We start from the raw sequence: 18,830 nt of genomic DNA, 5'->3' as shown, positions 1-18,830 counted from the left end.
GCCCCGCCGGTGAAGTGCTGAAGCGGCGTACGGACGTAGGACCTGTGTCCTGTCCGGACGCGAGTCGGGTCCGGGAGCGGCGCCGTGTGTCAGGCGGGCTTTCCCGCCCCGGGCAGGGGGTTGCCCTGCCGGACGGTCTCGGCCGCCCGGTCGGCCTGGGTCTCCTTGCGTTGCTTGCGGCGGCTCTGGCGCGGTTCCTGGTCGGGCACCCACCCGAAGGCCAGGCAACTGCCCACGGCGCCGAACAGCAGGCCGATGACGAAGCCGCCGATGTTGGAGGTGAGCCAGGTGCCCAGGGAGAGCATGATGGCGATGATCGAGTAGAACAGCCGCTGGGCCGGGTTGAAGAGGATCAGCAGGCCGCAGAGGATCATGAGGGTCGGCAGGAGGTAACCCGCCAGGCCCTGCATGCCGACATGCAGGATGACCGGAAGCGGTGCCTTCATGGTCACCAGGATCTCGGCGCCGCCCAGGACGAGCAGCACGCCGCCCGCGAAGGGCCGGTGGCCTCTCCACCCGCGGAAGCGGTCCCGCCACTGGGTGAAGGTCATTACTTGCAGCCCTCGCTCGAGAAGCTCATCTTCAGACCGGGAAGCTTGAAGACGGCGGCGGTGGCCGCGTAGTTGTGCTGGTACAGGTTCTTGATGACGACCGTGTCGGCCTGCTGACCGTAGACACCCGCGGGGCCCTGGATCGGGACCTTGTCGAAGGTGCTGGAGTCACGGCCGATCTCGATGTTGTTGAACTCGGCGTCGCCCGTGATCTGGTCGGAGTCGATCGCCAGGTTCTTCACACTCACCGGGGTGGACCCGCCGCCGGCTCTGAGGACGAGCTGGATGCCGCCGAGGTCGACGCTCTGGCACATATTGGTGATCTTGCCGTTCTTCACGACCGAGGTGACGACCAGGACCTGGCCGCCGGTGTCCCCCTGGTTGGGGCTGTTCTCGATCATGTTGTCCAGTCCGCCGAACTGTGCGAACCCTTCGCCGTCGAGCCTGTCGGCGGTGACCACGAACGGCATGCCGGAGATTGCGAACTGCACACCGAGAGCGCCCTGTGCGGTGAGGACCGCGAGCCCTGCGGCGACGAAGGTGGCGGGCACCGCCATCACGGCGGCCCGGCGCAGCCGGACCCGGCCACGTCTCTCTGCGGAACCGCTTTCGGGGTTCTCGGGGGTGTTGTCTGCGGACGACGTGACGTCCGGGGACGAGGCCATGTCTGCTCCCATGCGCTAAGTCATGCGGGTCGGGCTTCAGTGGCACGTTGCCCTGGCGCGGACAGCGGCTGCCGTGCACACGTCCTCGCAACTCCCGGAAATCGCAAGGGCTTTCTGGTTACGCGGCAGTAGCCACCCTGGAAGTTACCGATGGTTACATCAGCGGGTCAAGGGAGATGTGGAAAAAGAGTGTTCATTATGTACCGCCTGTGGATCACTCGTCGTCCCGGCCTTCGCATTTATCTGTTGGATCATCAACTTCCGTGTTGAGCCTTGACGTTGACTGATCCTCAGGTCTACAACTCTCCCTGGCTGAGCCCGGATCCGTGGCGCCGGATCCGTAGTGCGGCGGACATCGTCCGCACTCCCGGACTCTTTTCAGCCAGTACGGGCCCTCGGTCCCGAGCTCGTCCCTTCACGGCACCGGCACGGCCGCTTCCCCCTGCGGGCCGCGACCGGTCGCCCCTTCCGCCCGGCCCGGCCGGAGCACTCGCCAGTGCCTCCGGCCGGTCACCGGCCGGCTGCCGTTGCCGGTCCGTCACGTACGGAGAAGGCGTCACGGGCCGGCAACGGCGGACGCCGATTCGCGTCCCCCCATGTTGCTCGAAAGGCAACGCGCCGGTTCACCTCGCACACCCCCTACTCTCTCGAACCTCCCAACTCCCCCGAAAAACGCCCCACTTGAGAAAGAGGCACTCGCATGCGCACCCGCTCCCGCTCCCTCCTCGCCCTTGCAGGAACTGCCGCCGCCCTCTCCCTGATTGCAGTCACCCCGGCCTCCGCGGCCGGTGCGGTGCTGACGACCGCGGGCGGCGACGTCGCCGTCGGTGACGTCCTCAACGCATCGCTGGCCAGCGGTACCGCCGCCACGCTGTACTCCAGCGCGACCGGCACCAGCGGCGTCTCCTGTGGCACGTCCGCCTTCAGCGCCACCGTGACCGACAACCCCACCGCGCCCGGTAACGCCACCGAGTCGCTCACCGCGCACTCCTTCAGCAGCTGCACCGCGAACGTGATCGGCGTGCTCGGCGTCACCAGCGTCACGGTCAACAACCTGCCGTACACCGCCAGCGTGGGGTCGAACGGCACCATCACCGTGACTCCGGCGAGCGGCTCCACCATCCAGACCACGGTCGTGCTGCGCACACTGCTCGGCAGCATCAACTGCGTCTACCAGGCGCCCAGCCTGACCGGTACGACGAGCAACACCGACAACAGCATCAACTTCACCAGCCAGCAGTTCACCAAGACGTCCGGCTCGTCGCTCTGCTTCGCCAACGGCTACTTCACCGCGAAGTACGCGCCGGTGACCGACGGTTCCGCGGCCGTCGTCGTCAACTGATTCATCCCCCCTCCAACGCTGGAGCGGCAGCGTCCGCGCAGGTGAGCGACCGTGCGCCCGAGTCCGGGCGACCAAGCGTCCGGGCGTGTGGACGGACAACCTGACGCCGTCCGGGCGGACTTCAGCGCCGACGCAGACGTACGACCAGGGCGGCGCCGCCGGTGAGCACCAACACCGCCGCGGCGCCGCCCGCCAGTATCGGCGCGGACGGCCCGGAGCCGGCCGCGCTGTCGGCCGCCACCGGGGTGCTCTCCGGAGTGGCCAGGGCGGCCTGCGCCTTCGCGGCGTCGGACGCCCCTGACGCCGACGGGCTGCCGGACACCGTGGAGGCCTGGGCCGGCGTCGGACTCGCGGTGGGCTTCGGAGTGGCTGCAACGGGCGACTCGGCCGTCGCGCCGCTGGCCGGCTTGCTTTGTGAAACCGCTTCCGAGAACACCACGTCCGAGCACGAGTAGTACGTGTCGGGCGTGCTGGTGTTCTGCCAGATCGTGTAGAGCATCTGACGTCCGGTTCGATCGGCGGGCAGCTTCGCCGTGAGGTGGTAGGCGCCGTCAGTCAGCGCCGGATCCTTGACCTCGGCGAACGGACGCTCCGGAAGATCGGACCAGGTAAGCGGTTTCGACGGGTCGTATCCAGGCTTCGTCAGATAGAGCTTGAACGTGCCGGCGTGCGCGATCGTCGACGCATACGTCATCCGCAGCGTCCCGCCCGGCGTCAGCCGGGTCGAGGGCCAGTCGGCGCGGGCGAGGTCCAGGCCCTTGTACGCCGCCAGACCGCCGCTGCACAACTGCCCGTCGGGGATGGTCTGCCGGTCACGACCGTTCACGTTCGCGACCCGCAGGTTGTCCCAGGCGGCGAAGGACGTGCCGTTCGCGTCGACGGCCGCGCGGCAGGCCGCGGTCCTCGCGTCGGCGCCGCCCTCGGGGGAGCAGGCGTACACCCGGCTGACCGGATCCGTGGGGGCGCCGTGCGCCTGGGCCGGTCCGGCGGCCCACAGGCCCAGCAGGAGCGGGCTCACGGTGGCGGCCGCCAGTGCGGCGGTGCGGTGTGCGGTGGTGCGGGGCATCGGGGACGTCTCCTCGGCCGACGCGGGAACGGACTGCCCTCAGTACGGAAAACCGGCCCGGCGCGTTCAGCGCGCACGCCTGCGTCCCTTGCACTGCGCAGGCGGATCGGCCGCGGATCGGCCGCGGATCGGCAGGGAAGTGACCGGTGGATCAAAACGGGCGATGTCTGACCGGTCGTGCCCGTCGAGGGTGGGTTTCCGGCCGGATCGAGGGTTTCCCCTGTATCGGCATGACTGATCCTTTGCCTATCGTTCCACCACAGCCGACCCACAGGTAACCCCCGGCGGGGTCGGCGCCCGCGCCTGGCCGGCCTTCCGCGCTGCTCTTCGACGCACCCCCCGCCGCTTCGACACCGAAGCGAATCGACCGCTGCTCCACGCTGCCCGGAGCCGGCCCCGAAAGGCACGCCCTTGCGCACGTCACCCGCCCTGAGACGGAAACTGATATCCGCCGCCGCGCTCTCCGCGGCCCTGCTCACCGCCGCCTCCACCGCCTCGGCCGTCGCCGCCCAGGAAACCGTTTCCCCGGGTTCCGCCGTTCCTGCCGCCCAGACCGAGGCCGCGCCCGGCACCCCGGCCGAGCGCCTCATCGTCGGCTACAAGTCCGGCGCCGCCGAGGCCAGGTCCAACCCGGCCGCCGAGGCCGACGCCGCCGCCAAGGGCAAGGAGACCGGCGAGGACGTCGACTTCCAGCGCCGGCTCGGCACCGGCGCCGCCCTGGTCGACCTGGGTGACGACCTCACGAAGGCGGACGTCGCCGACGTCGTCGCCCAGTACCGGGCCGACCCCCAGGTCGCCTACGTCGTCCCGGACCGGCTGAACAAGCCGAAGGCCGACCCCAACGACACCGAGTACGCCAAGCAGTGGGACCTCTTCGAGTCCACGGCCGGCATGAACGTGCCGGGGGCCTGGGCCACTTCGACCGGCACCGGCGTCACGGTCGCCGTCATCGACACCGGTTACGTCGCGCATTCCGACCTCGCCGCGAACATCGTCGGCGGTTACGACTTCATCGCCGACACCGCGGTCTCCGTCGACGGCGACGGCCGCGACAGCAACCCGGCCGACCCCGGCGACTACTACGCCGCCAACGAGTGCGGCTCCGGCATCCCGGCCAGCAACTCCTCCTGGCACGGCACCCACGTCGCCGGCACCATCGCCGCCGTCACGAACAACAACAAGGGCGTCGCGGGCATCGCGTACGGCGCGAAGATCTCGCCGGTCCGGGTGCTCGGCAAGTGCGGCGGTTACGACTCCGACATCATCGACGCCATCACCTGGGCGTCGGGTGGATCCGTTTCCGGTGTTCCCGCCAACTCCAACGTCGCCGAGGTCATCAACATGAGCCTGGGCGGCGACGGGGCGTGCACCTCGGCGACCCAGAGCGCGATCACCGCCGCCGTGAACCGCGGCACGACCGTCGTCGTCGCCGCCGGCAACGAGAACGACAACGTCGCGAACCACTCGCCGGGCAACTGCAACAACATCATCTCGGTCGCGGCGACCAACCGCACCGGCGCCAAGGCGTCCTACTCCAACTACGGTTCCCTCGTGGACATCTCGGCGCCCGGCGGCCAGACCAGCACCGGCACCGCGAACGGCATCCTGTCCACGCTGAACTCCGGCACCAAGACGCCGTCCAGCGAGTCGTACGCCTACTACCAGGGCACCAGCATGGCCACCCCGCACATCGCGGGCCTGGTCGCGCTGATGAAGTCGGCCAACTCCTCGCTGACCCCGGCGCAGATCGAGACGGCCATCAAGAACAACGCCCGTGCCCTGCCCGGTTCCTGCTCCGGCGGCTGCGGCGCGGGCCTGGCGGACGCGGCCAGGACGGTGCAGGCGGTGAGCGGCTCCGGCGGCTCCACGGGGGGCACCACCTTCTCCAACACCACCGCGGTCGCCATCCCGGACAACGGTTCCGCGATCGAGTCCTCCATCGCCGTCAGCGGCCGCACCGGCAACGCGCCGAGCGCCCTACAGGTCGGCGTCGACATCACCCACACCTACCGAGGCGACCTGGTGATCGACCTGGTGGCACCCGACGGAACCGCTTACCGGCTGAAGGCGGCCAGCTCCTCCGACTCCGCGGACAACGTCAGCACCACCTACTCGGTGAACGCGTCCGGTGAAACCGCCAACGGCACCTGGAAGCTGCGCGTCCAGGACACCGCCGCGCAGGACACGGGCACCCTCAACAGCTGGAAGCTGACCTTCTGAGCGGACTCCTGAACAGTCGTCGCGTGCGATGAACGGGCGGGCCGGCCGGTGTGGATGGACACCGGCCGGCCCGCCTTACGTCTGTTTCAGGGACCGTTCGCCGGGCGCATCAGCGTTCAGTGGCACGTGTCACCGCATCTCTCCAAGGCCTCACCGTTCGGCGGTTGCGTGCAGAAACCGCGCACCCCGTCTTTTTCTGTGGTCACTTCGACTATGCCCGAGGTACGTTTGTCATGGGAGGCTGCCGCTCGGCAGGCCCGTGATCCACGGGCAAGTCGGGGGATCGCAGGGGGAGTCGGCGGTCTTCGCATGCATGGTCAGCACCCTCGTACGGTGAGCTATTGTGTACGCGGGGTAAGAAAAAACGGCATGACCCGTTCTTTACCGGCCCGGGAGAGTACCAGTCGATGGCGAGGCAGTTACGCGCCGAACAGACCCGCACGACGATCATCACGGCCGCCGCCGACCTGTTCGACCGGCATGGCTACGAGTCGACAAGCCTCAGTGAGATCGTTGAGCACGCCCATGTCACCAAGGGCGCCCTCTACTTCCACTTCGCGGCGAAGGAGGACCTGGCCCACGCCATCATGGAGTTGCAGTCCCAGGCCGCACGCCGGGTCGCCGGCGAGATCGACGACCGGGGCTACTGCTCCCTCGAAGCGCTGATACGCCTGACGTTCGGGCTGACGCGGCTGTCGGTCGAGGGCCCGATCGCCCGGGCCGGCCTGCGGCTCGCCACCGGGGGAGTGGCGGTACGGCCGCCCCTGCCGCATCCCTTCGCAGAGTTGCTGGACCTGATCTCCCGGCGGCTCGGCGGCGCGGTCAAGGAGTCCGACATCCACCCGGACGTCGACGTCGACGCCGTGGCCCACTCCCTCGTCTGCTTCTTCGTGGGCACCCGAGTGGTCGGCCGCTCCCGCGAACCCGCGGGCCGACTTCCCCGCCGGATGGCCGAGATGTGGCACGTCCTCATCCGAGGCCTGGTACCCGTACCGCGCCGACCCCGCTATCTGAGCCTCGCGGCACGGCTGGAGCGGGAGATCATGGCGGCGGTGTAAGGGCAGGCAGCGCACGGCGCCGGGGCCGCGCGACCGGGGGCGCCGAGAGGGTTGCCCCCGGTGGCCGGTGGCCGGTGGCCGCGCGGTGCGTGCGGGTGCGCGTGCGGCCGTCGCCGGGTGGCCCCGCGATACGGTGATCGGCATGCCCGACATCCCCGCCCCGCCCGTGATCCTCGGCAACGAGCCCGGCTCGTTCCCTCACAGCGTCCTGGCCGAACGGCATCCGGCGATCATCCGGCAGGTGCGGGACGCGTTCCCCTACGGCCCTGAGGTCCACCAGGGTCTCGACGCGCTGCTGGCCGGCTGTACCAAGGGCGTGATCGAACCGCTCCCCGACGACGCGCACGACCGGGACCGGTGGCGGACCTGGGGTCTCGACGCGTACGCCGGCCGCTCCTGGTTCGATGTGCCCTGGCTGTGGTCGGAAAGCTACTTCTACCGTCAACTCCTCGGCGCAGTGGGCTATTTCGGCCCGGGTCCCTGGCAGGGCATCGACCCCTTCCGTCCCTTCAAACTCGCCGAGCTCGACGCGCCCGAGACCGGCGAGGAACTGGACGTGCTCGACACCCTCGAGGGCCGCCCGGTCGAGGAGCGGTCCCGGGCTCTCCTGCACGGCTCCCTCTGGGGCAACCGCGCCGACCTCGGCTTCCGGCTGTCCGACGCCGAGGCCGAGGAGCGGGAGGCCGTACCGGGACTGGTCGCCGACGACAGCGAGACACTGTGGTCCCTGCTGCCGGGAGCGGAGTCGGAGGCGGCGGTGAACGTGGACGCGGAGTCGAAGACGGGTACGCGTACCAACACCGCCACCCCTGTCCGCACCTTGTGCCTGGTCGCCGACAACGCGGGCCGTGAGCTGATCCCCGATCTCCTCCTGGCGGCGCACTTGCTCGCCCACCGGCGCTGCGACCGCGTGGTTCTGCACGTCAAGCCGTACCCGTACTACGTCTCCGACGCCACGACGGCCGATGTCGTCGACGCGCTGCGGAAGCTGACGGGCGCGCGGGGAGCGGCCGCCGCCCACGGACGGCGTCTGTGGTCGGCCATGGCGGACGGCAGTCTGGCGGTCCGCGCCCACCCGTTCTCCGCGGCCCCGCTGCCGTACGCGGCCATGCCGGACGACCTGCGGGCCGAGTTCGCGACGGCCACCCTGACGATCGTGAAGGGCGACCTCAACTACCGCCGTCTGGTGGGCGACAGCCGCTGGGCCCCGACCACGCCTTTCGCCGACGTCACCGCCTATTTCCCCGGACCGGTCGCGGCCTTGCGCACGCTGAAGTCCGAGGTGATCACAGGCCTGGACGCCGACACCGAGGCCGCCTTGGTCGCCGCCGAAGGACAACGCTGGCGCACCGGCGGAACGCATGCGCTGATCCAGTTGCGCGAGTGAGGGGTGGGCCGCGCACGCGGCGCGGCCCACCCGCGTGGTATTCGTTCGTCCTCCCGGTCGAACTCCCGATCGAACTCCGGGATGAACACGCCGGCTCTCGTTCGGTTCACCGCTTCCCGCCCGATTCACGCGATGGTGTGATCATGTGCTGCCCGGAGGATGGCGGTTCGCACGCCCGGGTAGGGCCCGGCCATGACGCAACCGTTCGAACTCCCGCACTTCTACATGCCGTATCCCGCGCGCCTGAACCCGCACGTCGACCAGGCGCGCGCCCACTCGACGCAGTGGGCGCGCGACATGGGCATGCTGGAGGGGTCCGGGATCTGGGAGCAGGCCGACCTGGAGGCGCACGACTACGGCCTGCTCTGCGCCTACACCCACCCCGACTGTGACGGTCCCGCGCTGTCGTTGATCACCGACTGGTATGTGTGGGTGTTCTTCTTCGACGACCACTTCCTCGACATGTTCAAGCGCACCCCCGACCGCGCCGCCGGCAAGGCCCACCTGGACCGGCTGCCGCTGTTCATGCCGCTGGACCTGTCGACGCCCGTGCCCGAGCCGCGCAACCCGGTCGAGGCGGGACTGAAGGACCTGTGGGCGCGCACCGTGCCGGCCATGTCCGAGGACTGGCGCCGCCGGTTCGCCGTGGCGACGGAGCATCTGCTCAACGAGTCGATGTGGGAGCTGTCCAACATCGACGAGGGGCGGATCGCCAACCCCGTCGAGTACATCGAGATGCGCCGCAAGGTGGGCGGTGCGCCCTGGTCGGCGGGGCTCGTGGAGTACGCGGCCGCCGAAGTGCCCGCCGCCGTCGCCGGGTCACGGCCGCTCAGGGTGCTGATGGAGACCTTCTCCGACGCCGTGCACCTGCGCAACGACCTGTTCTCCTACCAGCGCGAGGTCGAGGACGAGGGCGAGAACAGCAACGGGGTGCTCGTCCTGGAGAAGTTCTTCGGCTGCACCACCCAGGAGGCCGCCGACACCGTCAACGACATCCTCACCTCCCGCCTCCACCAGTTCGAGCACACCGCCTTCACCGAAGTGCCGGCGCTCGCCCTGGACAAGGGCCTCACGCCCGAGGAGGTCCTCGCGGTCGCCGCCTATGCCAAGGGCCTGCAGGACTGGCAGTCGGGCGGCCATGAATGGCACCTGCGCTCCAGCCGCTACATGAACAAGGGCGCCAGGTCCGAGGCGCCCTGGCAGAGGCTGACGGGCCCCGGCACCTCCGCCGCCGACGTCGGCGCGCTGCTCGCCTCGGCCGCCGCCGAACGCCTGCGCGCGTACGCGCACGTGCCGTTCCAGAAGGTCGGCCCGTCCCTGTTGCCCGACTTCCACATGCCGTTCCAGGTCGAGCTCAGCCCGCATCTTCAGGCCTGCCGTCCGCGTCTGACCGCCTGGATGCACCGCATGGGCATGCTGCGAGAGGGTGTCTGGGACGAGGACAAGCTCGTCGCCTACGACCTCCCCCTGTGCTCGGCCGGCCTCGACCCGGACGCCACGCCCGAGGCCCTCGACCTCAGCGCCCAGTGGCTCGCCTGGGGCACCTACGGCGACGACTACTACCCGCTGGTCTTCGGCGGCCGCCGCGATCTGGCCGCCGCCCGAGTCACCACGGCCCGGCTGTCGGCCTGCATGCCCGTCGACGGCGCGAAGACGCCCGTCGTCCCCGCCAACGGCATGGAACGCGGCCTGATCGACCTGTGGGCGCGCACCGCCGCCGACATGACCCCGGACCAGCGGCGCACCCTGCGCGACGCGGTCGACGTCATGACCGAGAGCTGGGTGTGGGAGCTGTCCAACCAACTTCAGAACCGCGTCCCCGACCCGGTCGACTACCTGGAGATGCGCCGCGCCACCTTCGGCTCCGACCTCACCCTGAGCCTGTGCCGCATGGGCCAGAGCCCCGCCCTCCCGCCGGAGGTCTACCGCAGTGGCGTGGTGCGCGCGCTGGAGAACGCCGCCGCGGACTACGCATGCCTCACCAACGACGTCTTCTCGTACCAGAAGGAGATCGAGTACGAGGGCGAGATGCACAACGCGATCCTCGTCGTGCAGAACTTCTTCGGCTGCGACTACCCGACCGCGCTGGGCATCGTCCATGACCTGATGACGCAGCGCATGCAGCAGTTCGAGCACATCATCGCGCACGACCTGCCCGTCCTCTGCGACGACTTCGACCTCTCGCCCGAGGCCCGCGAGGCCATGGGGGAGTACGTCGCCGACCTTCAGAACTGGCTGTCGGGGATCCTGCACTGGCACCGCGAGGTCGACCGCTACAAGTCCGCGTACCTGGCCCGCCGCACCCACGGCTTCCTGCCGGACCTCGCGTCGGCCGCGCCACCCGCCCCACGCCTGTCGATCTCCTGACCCTGTTGCGGCCGCGGCGTGGGTCAGTCTCACTCGTTCGTGGCTCGTGATGCGCCGGTGCGCCGGGTAGAGCACCTGCCGGAGGCGATCCATGGAACAGACAGCGTTGCGTCCCAAGCCGATGCCGGGACAGGAGCCGGGCGGCGGCGCCGGGCAGGACGACAGGGGCCGGCGTCCGCACGCCGCACGCCGCCGCGGCCGACGGCTGACGACTCTCCTTCTCGGCCTGTCCGCGGGCACCGTCCTGGTCCTGTCCGGCATCGGACTCGGCACCGTGGGGGCGACCGTGATCGGCATGAGCAGACTGGCCGAACTGCAAGGGCAGGGCATGCCGGGCGCCGGGACCGCCCCGGGCCGCGACGGCCCTCCCGTACCGTCCGGGGCGTCCGGGGCGTCGGGGGCTTCCGGGGCGTCGGGGGCTTCCGGGGCTGCCGGGGCGGCCACCGCCTCACCGCGCCCCGCCGCGGCCACGCTGGGGCTGGAGGTCGTGGACGCCGAGAAAGCGGGCGCGAAGATCGTCGCCGTCCACATCCCCGGCCCCGGCTACACGGCGGGCCTAGTCCGCGGCGACGTCCTGCTGACCTTCGGCAGTACCAGCATCGACTCGGCGACCGACCTCGCCCTGGCGGTCGACCAGGCCCGGCCGGGCCGGGCGGTGAAACTGACCGTGCGCCACGCAGGGGGCGGCTACCAGCAGCTGACGGCGATCCCCGGCGTCGTCACCTGAGACGGCCCGCGAGCAGACCACTGGCCCCCGCGGCCCCGGCACGCCACCATGAACGCCATGCTGACCTCACTCCTGGCGTTCCTGGGCGCCTGCACCCTCGTCGCCGCCTCGCCCGGACCCAGCACCGTGCTGATCGTCAAGCAGTCGCTGCGCAGCCGCCGCTCCGGCTTCCTGACCGTCCTCGGCAACGAGACCGGGGTGTTCGTCTGGGGCGTCGTCGCCGCGTTCGGCCTGAGCGCCCTGCTGACGGCCTCCGAGGTGGCGTACGACGTGCTGCGCGTCGTCGGCGCCGTCGTGCTCGTCTGGCTCGGCGCCCGGGCGCTGTGGCAGGCCCGCCGGACGGAGCAGGGCGGCGAGCGGGGCGACGGCGACTGGGAGGGCGTCGAACAGCGTGGCTGGGCCTCCTACCGGGGCGGACTGCTGCTGAACCTCGCCAACCCCAAGGCGGCCGTGTTCGCCCTGTCCTTCCTGCCGCAGTTCGTACCGAAGGACGTCCCGCAGCTGCCGGCCATGGTGGGACTCGCCGCGCTCTGGGCGCTCTACGAGGTCGGCTACTACGGCCTGTACGTGTGGTGTGTGGGTCGGCTGAAGACCGTCCTGTCCCGGGCCGGGGTGCGCCGTCGCCTGGAGCAGGTGTCCGGCGGTGTGCTGCTGCTCCTCGGCCTGCGCATGGCCCTGGACGCCTGATCCGGGCCGCCCGCCCGTGCGAAACCCCCCAACCGGCTCGCGCGACCCCCGCCGTACGGGCAGGATGCTGCCCGTGGTCACCACACCGGTGTCACCACGTCCGTCACACATCAGTCGCCACGTTCTTCACCACGTTCTTCACTACGTTCTTCACTGGGAGGCCCGGATGACCGGCACCGCCCCCGCGCCCTTCACCGCCGACGACTACCGGGCCCGCATGGAGCGGGCCGCGCGCGAGGCCGCCGACGCCGGACTCGCCGGACTGCTCGTGGCGCCCGGACCCGATCTCGTCTGGCTCACCGGCTACGCGCCCACCGCCGCCACCGAACGGCTCACCCTGCTCGTCCTGGCCGCCGGCCGGGACCCCGTCCTCGTCGTGCCGACCCTGGAGGCCCCCGACGCCGCGAAGGCGGCCGGCGTCCCGGCGCTCACCCTGCGGGACTGGACCGACGGCAAGGACCCCTACGCCCTCACCTCGGGCCTCCTCGACACGGGCGGCCGGTTCGGGATCAGCGACAACGCCTGGGCGATGCACCTGCTGGGCCTGCAGAAGACCCTGCCCGCCACCTCCTACGTCTCCCTCACCGAGGCCCTGCCCATGCTGCGCGCCGTCAAGGACGCGGCCGAGCTGGAGCTCATGGCGGCCGCGGGAGCGGCCGCGGACAGGGCGTTCGAGGAGATCCGGAAGGTTCCCTTCGCCGGACGCCGGGAGACGGAGGTCGGCGCCGACCTCGCCGACCTGCTGCGCCGGTTCGGGCACTCCCAGGTCGACTTCACCATCGTCGCCTCCGGGCCGAACGGCGCCAACCCGCACCACGAGGTCGGCGACCGGGTCATCGAGCGCGGCGACATGGTCGTCCTCGACTTCGGCGGTCTCAAGGACGGCTACGGCTCCGACACCTCCCGCACCGTCCACGTCGGCGAGCCCACCGACGAGGAGCGCCGCGTCCACGACGTCGTGCGCGAGGCCCAGGAGGCGGGCTTTCGCGCGGTCCGGCCCGGCGTCGCCTGCCAGGAGGTCGACCGGGCCGCCCGCGCCGTCATCTCCGACGCCGGTTACGGCGCGTACTTCATCCACCGCACCGGACACGGCATCGGCGTCACCACCCATGAGCCGCCCTACATGATCGAGGGTGAGGAGCAGCCCCTGGTGCCCGGCATGTGCTTCTCCGTGGAGCCCGGCGTGTACCTGCCGGGCCGGTTCGGGGTACGCATCGAGGACATCGTCACCGTCACCGAGGACGGCGGCCGCCGTCTCAACGACACCACCCGTGAGCTGGTCATAGTGGACTGATCCACCCTCCAGGAGTCCCCGGCAACCACCCCGAACGGCAGCGGCGCGACCATGACCCAGGCACCGACACCCACCGCGGACACCGTCCGCCGACTGGTCCGCGCGCTCCTCGATGAGGGCGGCGCCCGCGGCATCGGGCCGGAGGTACGGCCCGTCGCCGAAGGCGGCGCGCACACCACCTGGTGGGTCGGCTCCCGCCATGTGCTGCGCCTCGCCGCCGACCGCGAGGAGGCCCTGCGCCGCCGCCGTGAACTGCGGCTGCGCGACCTCGTCCGCCCGCACATCCCGGTCGCCGTGCCGACCAGCGTCGCGCACGGCGAGTGGTCACCGGGTCTCGCCTACACCCTCGACAGCAGGCTGCCCGGCGGCACGGCCGAGGAGTACGACGTGTCGGCCGTCGGAGAGGCCGACCTCGCCGGACTGCTCAGGGGACTGCGCGAGGTGCCGCCCCGGCAGGCCGAGACGCTCGGCGTGCCGCGGACCGCCCCGCGCTCCCTGGAGGCGCTGCGCCGGATGGCCGTGACCGCCGCCGAACGCCTCGCCCGCGCCGACGAGTTCGACGCCGCTCGCCTCCACCAGCTCACCCCGGCCGGCGCGACCCAGCTCGCCGCGCAGCCCGCCACCGCCGTGCTCGTCCACCACGCCCTGCGGGGCGAGCACCTCGTGGTGAGCGCCGACGGCCGGGTGCGCGGCGTCCTCGACTGGAGCGACGCGGTCATCGGGGACCCCGCCGAGGACATCGCCGGTCTCGCCCTCGCCGTCGGCTCCGGCGCCGCCGTCCGCGCCGCCACCCTCGCCGGGTACGGCGCCCGCCCCTGCCTGCGCGGCCTGTGGCTCGCCCGCTGTGACACCGTCGTCCACCTCGCACAGCACCTCGACGCCCCCGAGACGGGCCCACGCGCCGTCGAGGCGCTCACCCTGCCGCGCACGCGGCTGCGGCGCGCCTGGGAGGCGATCCTGCTGGAACGGGTCACCGAGTTCCGCGAGGACGGGGAGCGCGGCGAGGGCGGGGCGGACGAGGAGGAGTGGGAGTAGGCAGCGCTCACTCCTGCTCCAGGACCACACACGCCTCTGCGGGCACGTGCAACAGGCCGTCAGCACCCGGGGCGGCCACCGGCTCCCAGGCGGCGAGGACACGGGCCGGGCGGGGGCCCAGGGGGATCGCGGCCGGAGTCTTGCCGAGGTTGACGGCCACCCGTACGTCGCCGCGCCGGAAGGCCAGCCAGCGCGCCTGCGCGTCATGGGCGACCTTGGTGTCGGCCAGGTCGGGATCGGTGAGGTCGGGCTGCGCGTGCCGCAGCGCGATCAGCTCGCGGTACCAGGCCAGCACGCGCGCGTGCGGCTCGCGCCGCGGCTCGGACCAGTCCAGGCAGGAGCGCTCGCGCGTCGCCGGGTCCTGCGGGTCGGGCACGTCCTCCTCGGCCCAGCCGTGCGCCGCGAACTCCCGCCGCCTGCCCCGCCGTACGGCCTCGGCGAGCTCCGGGTCGGTGTGGTCGGTGAAGTACTGCCATGGGGTGCCCGCCGCCCACTCCTCGCCCATGAACAGCATCGGCGTGAACGGGGCGGTCAGCGTCAGCGCGGCCGCGCACGCCAGCAGGCCCGGGGAGAGGGACGCGGAGAGGCGGTCGCCCTGGGCGCGGTTGCCGATCTGGTCGTGGGTCTGGGCGTACCCGAGGAGCCGGTGCGCGGGCACCCGGGAGCGGTCCAGCGGCCGGCCGTGCCGGCGGCCCCGGAAACCGGAGTACGTGCCGTCGTGGAAGTAGCCGCCGGTCAGGGTCTTGGCGAGCGCGGCGAACGGGTCGCGCGCGAAGTCGCCGTAGTAGCCCTGGGACTCGCCGGTGAGCGCGGTGTGCAGGGCGTGGTGGAAGTCGTCGTTCCACTGCGCGTGCAGGCCGACGCCGCCCTGGCGACGCGGCGTGATCAGCCGCGGGTCGTTGAGGTCGGACTCGGCGATCAGGAACAGCGGCCGGCCCGTCTCCGCCCCGAGGGCGTCCACGGCCGCGGACAGCTCCTCCAGGAAGGGGTACGCGCGCGTGTCCGCGAGCGCGTGCACCGCGTCCAGGCGCAGCCCGTCGAGCCGGTAGTCGCGCAGCCAGGCCAGCGAGCTGCCCAGCAGATAGGCGCGCACCTCGTCCGAGCCGGGCGCGTCCAGGTTGACGGCCGTGCCCCACGGCGTGTGGTGCGTGTCGGTGAAGTACGGGCCGAACTCGGGCAGATGGTTGCCGGACGGACCCAGATGGTTGTGCACCACGTCCAGGACGACGCCCAGCCCGAGCTCGTGGGCCCGGTCGACGAACCGCTTCAGCGCCTCGGGACCGCCGTACGGCTCGTGCACCGCCCACGGCGACACCCCGTCGTATCCCCAGCCGTGCCGGCCGGGGAAGGAGCACAGCGGCATCAACTCGACGTGCGTGACGCCGAGTTCGGAGAGGTGCTCCAGGCGTTCCGCGGCCGCGTCCAGGGTGCCGGCGGGGGTGTACGTGCCCACGTGCAGCTCGTACAGGACCGCGCCCGGCAGCGGCCGCCCGGACCACGGCGTACGCCACGCGTAGCGGCCGTGGTCGACGACCGCGCTGAGCCCCTCGGGGCCGTCCGGCTGGCGGCGCGAGCGCGGGTCGGGGCGCACGGGGCCGTCGTCCACAGCGAACCCGTACCGCGTGCCGTCCGAGGCCTGCGCCTCACCGGTCCACCACCCCGCCCGGCCCGGATCGCGCTCCAACGCGCGCGTGGCGCCGTCGCAGTGGAGCGTCACACGGTCGGCCTGCGGTGCCCACACCTCGAACTGCACGGACGGTCCCCTTCGTCTGCTCACCGTGATGTAGCACCTCCATCGTCCTCCACCCGGGAGCCGTGCGCTCCGCGGACACCCTCTTTCCCGTTTTCTGGACACCCAGGGTTCACTGACCGACAATCACCAACGTGACGTCGTCTTTCGAGTTCAACACGTACCCCGCGCGGTTGTCGGACGCGGAGCGCGACCGGGCGCTGAAGGTGCTGCGTGATGGCGTCGCCCTGGGGCGTCTGTCGCACGACACGTTCATCCGGCGCATGGAGCTGGCCCTCGCCGCCCGCCGCTCGGACGAGCTCGCCGTCCTCACCGCCGACCTGCCCGAGGAGAGCCGCTTCTCCCGGGTGGTCTTCGGAGCCGTCGAGGCGGTCTCCGGCTTCACGGTCCGGCTGCGCCGGGCCTGGCAGGCCGAGCGGCTGCCCAAGCTGCTGCTGCCGCACCCGGGCACCGAGCGCGCGCTGCGCATCGGCCGCGACCCGGCGAGCGGCCTCAGGCTGACCCACGACAGCGTCTCGCGGGTACACGCCGAACTCTCCCGCCAGGGCGGCATGTGGGTGCTGCGCGACCTCGGCTCGACCAACGGCACGACCGTCAACGGCCGCCGCGTCATCGGCGCGGCCGTGGTCCGCGAGGGCGACCAGGTCGCCTTCGGGCGGATGGCGTTCCGTCTCTCGGTGAGCTGAACCCGCTCAAGTCCCCTCACCCGTGGCGGTGTTGACGTACCCCCGAGCCATGACCCACTGTCGTACTCCAGACACGCCAGGTGAACCGACACCGCCGCCTTGTGGAGGTGTGCCCTGCCGCCCCTCCCCCGCTATCCGACCGTGGACGAACTCGCGGCCCGCGCGGCCGCGCTCACCGTCCGCAGCACCGGGGACGTCCGGCTGCGCCGCGTCGGGGTCTCCCGTGCGGGCACGCCCCTGTGGCTGCTCTCCCTCGGCCGGGGCGCCCGCCAGGCGCTCGTCGTCGCCGGACCGCACGCCAACGAGCCCGTCGGCGGCGCCACCGTGCTGCGGCTGGCCGACCGTGTCCTCGCCGACCCGCGGCTCACCGTCGGGGCCGACGCCACCTGGAACCTGCTGCTCTGCCTCGACCCCGACGGTCTGCGCCGCAACGAGGGCTGGCTGACGGGCCCCTACAGCCTCGGCCGCTACTTCCGGAACTTCTTCCGGCCCGGCTTCCTGGAACAGCCCGAGTGGCTGCCCGACGGCGCGGCCGCCGCCACGCTGCCGGAGACCCGTGTGCTGCTCCGCCTCCAGGACGAACTGAAACCTTTCTTCCAGTGCTCGCTGCACGGCGTCGACATCGGCGGCGCCTTCGTGGAACTCACCCGTGACCTGCCCGGACTCGCCCAGCGGGTCGCCCACGCCGCCGCCCGCCTCGGCATTCCCCGCGAACTCGGCCCCTACGACACCCTGTACTGGCCCCGCCTGGGTCCCGCCGTCTACCGGATCCCGCCGCCGCGCCCGCGCGATCTGGCCGCCGCCATCACCGAGGCCGCCGTCGAGTCGACCTGGTACCACCCGCATCGGCACGGCACGCTCACCGCGGTCGTCGAGGCCCCCATGTGGGGCGTCGCCGCCGTCGAGGACGGTTCGACGCCCGCCGGCCGGGACGCGGTGCTGCGGGCCGTGAGCGGCGCCCTGCGCCACGACGTCCAGGCGCTGGTCCGCATCCTCGCGCGCGTGCGGCCCCACCTCGCCGACACCCCGGACACGGCGCGGCTGCTCGCCCCGGTCGACGACCACCTCCTGGTCTGCCCCGGCCTCGCGAACGCCTGGGACCCCGACACCGCCGACCCCGCCCGCCCGCTCCCGCCGCTCAGCACCGGCCATCTGACCGCACTGCGCATCGCCGGCCGCCGGATCGCCGTGCGGACGGCGGGCCTGCTGCACCAGCTCGTCCGCGGCGCCGGACGCGACCCCGCGGGCGTGCTGCCGGAGCTGGACCGGCTCATCGACGCCTGGTGCGTCGCCTACCAGACGGACTGCGGGGCGCGCTGGATCCCCGTCGCACGCCAGGCGGAGTACCAGGCACGGGTCGTGCTCGCCGCGTTCGAGCTGGCCGGCCGGCGCGCCGCCGAACCCGCCCCTGGCCGTTCGGGTGAGTCGGACTGGGGTAGCCGGCCCGCCGTGCCGATGCACCGGGAATGACGCACTTCCTCAACGATCTCCGTCCGGCGAAAGCCGTCCGGCGCGCCCTGCCGGCCGCGGCCGCCCTCCTCCTCGCCGTCGGCGCCGCACCCGCCCTGGCGGCCTCCCGCGACGCCGCTGACTCCCTGCCGGGCAACTGGCTCGAGCTCACCGTCACCCGGGGCGACTCCCGCTCCAGCGACACCCGCGGCACCCTGCTGCTGTGCGACCCGCCCCAGGGCCACTCCCGTGCCGCCGAGGCCTGCGACGTCCTGGCCCGGGCCGGCGGGGACATGAACGCCGTCGCAGGGGACAGCAGCCGCGTCTGCACGCTCATGTACGCCCCGGTGAACGTCCGCGCGCAGGGGCAGTGGAACGGACGCCCGGTCGACTACCGGCACACCTTCGGCAACGACTGCGAACGGGAGGCCATGACGGGAGCGGTGTTCGCCCTGGACGACGACGACCAGGCCCCCGAGGTCTGACCCGGACGGGCGCGGTGGCAGCGGGCACCCGCGCGCGTCCGCAGCCGCCCCCCGGCGGCTC

Annotated in this window: 16 protein-coding genes; 12 read left to right on the top strand and 4 right to left on the bottom strand. The window is 71.9% G+C overall.

Annotation, left to right across the window (positions count from 1 at the left end):
• Window positions 1-89 precede the first annotated feature (89 nt).
• Window positions 90-551, bottom strand: a complete 462-nt coding sequence (locus ACZ5SK_RS19155; protein ID WP_334576250.1) for a DUF6114 domain-containing protein — start codon at window positions 549-551, stop codon at window positions 90-92.
• A complete protein-coding gene (locus tag ACZ5SK_RS19150; RefSeq protein WP_334576249.1) occupies window positions 551-1,216 on the bottom strand; it encodes a DUF6230 family protein in 666 nt (221 codons plus the stop codon). Before ACZ5SK_RS19150 ends, ACZ5SK_RS19155 begins: the two co-directional genes overlap by 1 nt.
• A 700-nt stretch (window positions 1,217-1,916) precedes the next feature.
• Here ACZ5SK_RS19150 and ACZ5SK_RS19145 point away from each other — a divergent pair.
• A complete protein-coding gene (locus tag ACZ5SK_RS19145) occupies window positions 1,917-2,558 on the top strand; it encodes a Tat pathway signal sequence domain protein (protein ID WP_334576248.1) in 642 nt (213 codons plus the stop codon).
• A gap of 121 nt (window positions 2,559-2,679) precedes the next feature.
• On the opposite strand, the gene ACZ5SK_RS19140 is transcribed toward ACZ5SK_RS19145, so the two are convergent.
• On the bottom strand, window positions 2,680-3,624 hold the full coding sequence (locus ACZ5SK_RS19140) for a lytic polysaccharide monooxygenase auxiliary activity family 9 protein (protein ID WP_334576246.1): 945 nt from the start codon (window positions 3,622-3,624) through the stop codon (window positions 2,680-2,682).
• Between the two features lie 411 nt (window positions 3,625-4,035).
• On the opposite strand from ACZ5SK_RS19140, the gene ACZ5SK_RS19135 reads away from it, so the two are divergent.
• From ACZ5SK_RS19135 to ACZ5SK_RS19100, 8 genes are all read left to right on the top strand, one after another.
• Window positions 4,036-5,844 carry a S8 family peptidase gene (locus ACZ5SK_RS19135; RefSeq protein ID WP_334576245.1) on the top strand — a complete coding sequence of 603 codons (1,809 nt, stop codon included), beginning with the start codon at window positions 4,036-4,038 and terminating at the stop codon, window positions 5,842-5,844.
• 407 nt (window positions 5,845-6,251) lie between these two features.
• Window positions 6,252-6,902: a ScbR family autoregulator-binding transcription factor gene (locus ACZ5SK_RS19130; RefSeq protein WP_334576244.1), complete on the top strand. Its 651-nt coding sequence runs from the start codon at window positions 6,252-6,254 to the stop codon at window positions 6,900-6,902.
• Between the two features lie 142 nt (window positions 6,903-7,044).
• Window positions 7,045-8,289 carry a damage-control phosphatase ARMT1 family protein gene (locus ACZ5SK_RS19125; RefSeq protein ID WP_361705379.1) on the top strand — a complete coding sequence of 415 codons (1,245 nt, stop codon included), beginning with the start codon at window positions 7,045-7,047 and terminating at the stop codon, window positions 8,287-8,289.
• A 192-nt stretch (window positions 8,290-8,481) separates the two neighbouring features.
• Window positions 8,482-10,656: a germacradienol/geosmin synthase Cyc2 gene (gene cyc2 / locus ACZ5SK_RS19120; protein ID WP_334576241.1), complete on the top strand. Its 2,175-nt coding sequence runs from the start codon at window positions 8,482-8,484 to the stop codon at window positions 10,654-10,656.
• A gap of 91 nt (window positions 10,657-10,747) precedes the next feature.
• The gene (locus ACZ5SK_RS19115) at window positions 10,748-11,383 is read left to right on the top strand and encodes a PDZ domain-containing protein (protein WP_361705383.1); all 636 of its coding nucleotides are present in this window, start codon (window positions 10,748-10,750) and stop codon (window positions 11,381-11,383) included.
• Window positions 11,384-11,440: 57 nt separating this feature from the next.
• The gene (locus ACZ5SK_RS19110; protein WP_361705386.1) at window positions 11,441-12,070 is read left to right on the top strand and encodes a LysE family translocator; all 630 of its coding nucleotides are present in this window, start codon (window positions 11,441-11,443) and stop codon (window positions 12,068-12,070) included.
• Window positions 12,071-12,236: 166 nt separating this feature from the next.
• Window positions 12,237-13,364: an aminopeptidase P family protein gene (locus ACZ5SK_RS19105; RefSeq protein ID WP_361705389.1), complete on the top strand. Its 1,128-nt coding sequence runs from the start codon at window positions 12,237-12,239 to the stop codon at window positions 13,362-13,364.
• Between the two features lie 51 nt (window positions 13,365-13,415).
• Window positions 13,416-14,399, top strand: a complete 984-nt coding sequence (locus tag ACZ5SK_RS19100) for an aminoglycoside phosphotransferase family protein (RefSeq protein ID WP_334576237.1) — start codon at window positions 13,416-13,418, stop codon at window positions 14,397-14,399.
• 7 nt (window positions 14,400-14,406) lie between these two features.
• Here ACZ5SK_RS19100 and treZ read toward each other — a convergent pair whose 3' ends face one another.
• On the bottom strand, window positions 14,407-16,152 hold the full coding sequence (treZ, locus tag ACZ5SK_RS19095) for a malto-oligosyltrehalose trehalohydrolase (protein WP_468576335.1): 1,746 nt from the start codon (window positions 16,150-16,152) through the stop codon (window positions 14,407-14,409).
• Between the two features lie 131 nt (window positions 16,153-16,283).
• Between treZ and ACZ5SK_RS19090 the strand changes: the two genes are divergently transcribed.
• The 3 genes from ACZ5SK_RS19090 (at window position 16,284) to ACZ5SK_RS19080 (ending at window position 18,769) form a co-directional block, all read left to right on the top strand.
• Complete coding sequence (locus ACZ5SK_RS19090) at window positions 16,284-16,835, top strand: DUF1707 and FHA domain-containing protein (RefSeq protein ID WP_334576236.1); 552 nt, start codon at window positions 16,284-16,286, stop codon at window positions 16,833-16,835.
• A gap of 141 nt (window positions 16,836-16,976) precedes the next feature.
• On the top strand, window positions 16,977-18,305 hold the full coding sequence (locus tag ACZ5SK_RS19085) for a M14 family zinc carboxypeptidase (RefSeq protein WP_468576319.1): 1,329 nt from the start codon (window positions 16,977-16,979) through the stop codon (window positions 18,303-18,305).
• A complete protein-coding gene (locus ACZ5SK_RS19080) occupies window positions 18,302-18,769 on the top strand; it encodes an SSI family serine proteinase inhibitor (RefSeq protein WP_468576318.1) in 468 nt (155 codons plus the stop codon). Before ACZ5SK_RS19085 ends, ACZ5SK_RS19080 begins: the two co-directional genes overlap by 4 nt.
• The last annotated feature ends 61 nt before the right edge of the window (window positions 18,770-18,830 follow it).

This window comes from Streptomyces sp. NPDC031474 (assembly GCF_055581185.1).
This window is presented reverse-complemented; position numbering and strand designations above follow the sequence as displayed.